Origin of the sequence: Bradyrhizobium yuanmingense (assembly GCF_029167105.1) — a bacterium.
Lineage (GTDB): Bacteria > Pseudomonadota > Alphaproteobacteria > Rhizobiales > Xanthobacteraceae > Bradyrhizobium > Bradyrhizobium yuanmingense_A.
Window position 1 is genome coordinate 1 of the sequence record NZ_JARFML010000092.1, and the last position, 3,645, is coordinate 3,645.

The 3,645-nt window shown below is 56.4% G+C and carries 3 protein-coding genes; 2 read left to right on the forward strand and 1 reads right to left on the reverse strand.

Translation table 11 applies throughout. The annotated features are described in order from the left end of the window. The coding region (locus tag P0R31_RS40440) for an integrase core domain-containing protein (RefSeq protein ID WP_275521173.1) at nt 1-188 on the forward strand (188 nt) is incomplete at its 5' end. A gap of 473 nt (nt 189-661) precedes the next feature. Here the strand turns inward: P0R31_RS40440 and P0R31_RS40445 are convergent. Continuing rightward, nucleotides 662-2,065: an amidase gene (locus tag P0R31_RS40445; protein WP_275521175.1), complete on the reverse strand. Its 1,404-nt coding sequence runs from the start codon at nt 2,063-2,065 to the stop codon at nt 662-664. Nucleotides 2,066-2,892: 827 nt separating this feature from the next. On the opposite strand from P0R31_RS40445, the gene P0R31_RS40450 reads away from it, so the two are divergent. Beyond that, nucleotides 2,893-3,189: an amidase family protein gene (locus tag P0R31_RS40450; protein ID WP_343299375.1), complete on the forward strand. Its 297-nt coding sequence runs from the start codon at nt 2,893-2,895 to the stop codon at nt 3,187-3,189. Nucleotides 3,190-3,645: the final 456 nt, after the last annotated feature.

Genomic DNA, 3,645 nt, shown 5'->3' on the forward strand with positions numbered 1-3,645 from the left:
TCGCCGACTGGATCGCCTTTTATAACGAGGAGCGCCCGCACCAGGCACACGGCTATCGCACCCCGATGGCGGTCTGGCGCGCCGGCGCTACAGCAAAGGCTGTGGACATGGTGGACAACGCCGAAGAAGCGTTGCCCACATGCCCACAACCTCAACAACAGACGCAGACAGAGGCTCTCGCGGCCTGATATCAGAAAATCGGAGCGGCGAGACTTCCAACTAAGAAGGCGGCGTCAGTGGTCCTGCTCCCGGGGTCCACTTCAATCCACAACTGTTTCATTTCAGGTAGGGACGGCAGCGAGCGACCGTAGCCAGCTCTGGCAAAGCAGCTTAGGAATTTCTTGTAAGTTGGTTTGTCGTGATCCTGGCTATCTCGCTTTATGGCGAAGCGGATGTGTAACCTGTTCTCCCGTGTTGACTGCATTCGCCGCCCAACTGCGGAGATGCAAAGAACTGAGTCGATTGGGGTCCAGGGACGATTCAGCTATCATTGCCTCACTCACACCGTCTACCTCGATACCGGCCTTCTTTTTGTGCGCCTATTGCTCGGCTGAGTCCGAGGTCCCCTCACTTGGCCGCTGGAGAGGTTGCGAGTCATCGTACTCAAGACCGAGATCCGGCCCAATCGCCCCCTGCTTATCGCAGTGCTAACCCTCAATCCTTATCGCGCCGAACGCTTCGGGGGAGTGAGGTGCCCGAATGCACTTTCCAGAACGCGGGCTGCGGACAGCACGGTCATGTCCTTATAGCGAGCACCGACCAATTGGAGACCGACGGGAAGACCGTTGCTATCTAGTCCAGAAGGCAAAGAAGCTGCTGGTTGCTGCGTGAGGTTGAAAGGGCTGGTGAATGGTGACCAATCTCCATCGTAAGGATCTGGTCTAGTCAGGCCGACTGGGAAGGGTGCAACAGGCATGGTCGGCGTGATCAGCAGGTCAAATTTCTCATGAAACGCCGCCATCTTGGCAGTAAATCCGACTCGAGCTTCTTGAGCATCAAGATATTCGGAAAGGGTGAGCGACAAACCTTGTTCGGCCAGTTCCAGAGTTTTCGGCTCGAGTAGGCTACGTTGCTCTTTGTTCAGTCTGCCGAGGAGCCGAGCGGCACCTGCATACCAAAACGTGTTCCACGTTTTTCCAGCATCATCAAGACCCGGATTAATCTCGATTACCTCTGCGCCGAAGGATTCGATTTTCTGGGCCGCAGCATCAGTAACGTTCAGAATGTCTTTCGAGACATTCACGTACCCGAAATCTCGGCTATACGCTACTCTTAGTCCTTTTAATGTCGATGCAAGCGGGACGTCACCGAAAGGATATTCCGGACCAGCGTATCCGTCCCTCACATCCTTTTGGGCAAGAACCCTCATCATAAGAGCCGCGTCAGCCACTGTGCGAGTCATCGGCCCGAGATGCGAGAGCGTAGTCAATATGCTTGCCGGCCACTGGGGGACATACCCGAAAGTCGGTTTGAAGCCGAAGATGCCTGTGAAGCTTGCGGGTGTCCGTATCGATCCACCGCCGTCACTTCCTAGATGCAGAAGACCGAGATTTAGCGCCGCAGCAACTGCCGCTCCACCGGACGACCCGCCTGGTGTGAGGCTTGGATTCCAAGGGTTGCGAGTGATTCCGTAAAGCGAACTGTGTGTAGCTCCTTGGAAGCCATACTCAGGAGTAGTCGTCTTCCCCAGAATGACCGCCCCTGCCTCTCGCAGACGCGCAGCGGCCGGAGCATCGACATTCCAAGGTCCGTCGCTGCTGGTTGACATAGATCCCCAGCGCGTAGGCATTCCGCGAGTAAGTGTGACGTCCTTTAAGGTTACTGGCACTCCGTCAAGTAAACCGATCGGCTCGCCTCTCATCCATCTGGCTTCTGAGAGTCGTGCTTGGGCTTTTGCCTGCTCAAAATTGACGAAGCAGAATGCGTTGAGCTCGCAATTTACTTCATCTATGCGCTGCATGCAGTCATCGATCACCTCAACAGGAGACAAGTCCCGGCTCTTAAAGAGGGCAAGACAGTCAAATGCGGTAAGATCTGCAATGTGCGTCGTTGGTTTCGTGGACATTCTCTTCACTCGCATCCCCATCGTTGAGCTCACGGTCACTTGACGCGTCCAGAGCGACCTTGTAACTTCACTTGGGGGCTTGTTTCCTGCAAAGAGTCGTCAGCACGCGTTTAAATCCGGCGTGGTGATTAAGCGGAATGAAAGATTGATTGAGATCTTCACAATCTCTTCGAGGCCCGTGCGCACTCCAGTCCCTTGAGCAGGCCCGGCGCACCATCATAGCACCCTACCACGCACCGCAGCGGTGTCGAATCCGCGATTCGGCACTGAACCGGCTTGGCCAGAGCGGCCGGGTGCCCACGTCTCCTGCACAGCCGCAAAGCGATTTTCCTGGACAACAATGCGAAGTCGAACATGGCGGAGCTCAGAGGCGGAGGAATGGACTGCTAATATCGTCATCCGGTCGGATGCCCTAACGCGCTTCGCCAACGCCAAGAACGAACTGATGGAGTTCGCCCCCTAGAAAGGGATTGCGTCCCGGTATCGTCCTGCGCCTTCGCTTCAGTACGCGCTTGTGAATCGCCTCAAGTAACACCACGCGCGGGAGGATTAGCGGATCATCCAGTATTGGCATGGGAACCTATTTGCAATCGACCGGATCGATGCGCGATGGTTCATTGAGGGACCGATCGATGGCGCGAGCTTTCGAACTATCTCTAGACTTCCAGATACTGGTCCCGCATTGCTTCCGCCTCTTTCACCCGAATTGCCTGCGCTGAATGAGAGTGAAGCTATCCCGATGAGGAGAGAGCTCGTCAACGATGGGACGACGCGAATTGCGGATCTGTACGTCATAACTGCCATAACGGGAGGCGTTGTAATTTGTAATTCGGCACGACCACCTTGGGAGCCGTGTCAAGGCGGCGGAAGTCGCCGATGCTGCCGTTGCCCGACGCGACACCCTCGGCGCTTTGCATGGTGTTCCCGTCACGATCAAGATCAATACCGATCAGGTTGGAGAGGCGACGAGCGACGGCGTGGTGGCATTTCGCAACAACATCGCTTCCGAAGACAGTCCGGTCGTCGCGAATCTGAAGACAGCTGGCGCTGTCATCATTGGGCGTACCAACGCGCCGCCGTTTTCGATTCGCTGGTTCACATGTGGCGGGTGGCGCGCCGTCTAATCTATGTGCTCGCCCAAACCGCTGTGCGAATGCGCGCGTAAGCGCCTGTTTGGCCCATTGATCCTTTCTGCGACACGGCGCGTCAGACGGTTCTTCCCTGACTAGCTGTCCAATGGCGCGAGTTAACGGGTGAGAGTGCTTCGTAGGCCGGCTTCTCGTTCAGACGGTAGCGATCGCCATCACGTGACCCACAGAGAGGCAATCATGCCGTTCGAGCCCGAGTTCCTTTAGCATCGCGGCGCAGGGCAACTATCTGCTCCGGCTTCACGCCCAATCGATACCGCGTCGAATGGCGGCACCTGCGAGGCCTTCTGAAGCAATTCGGAAGATAGTCGACCGTTAAGAAGCCCGGATTGACTTTTCTGGACAATTGAACGTGCGCCAGAGCGGGACCAGGAACAGGCACAAAAGATCTCTGAGCCAGGCGAGGATGCGGCGGAAATTGTGGCCGACGGC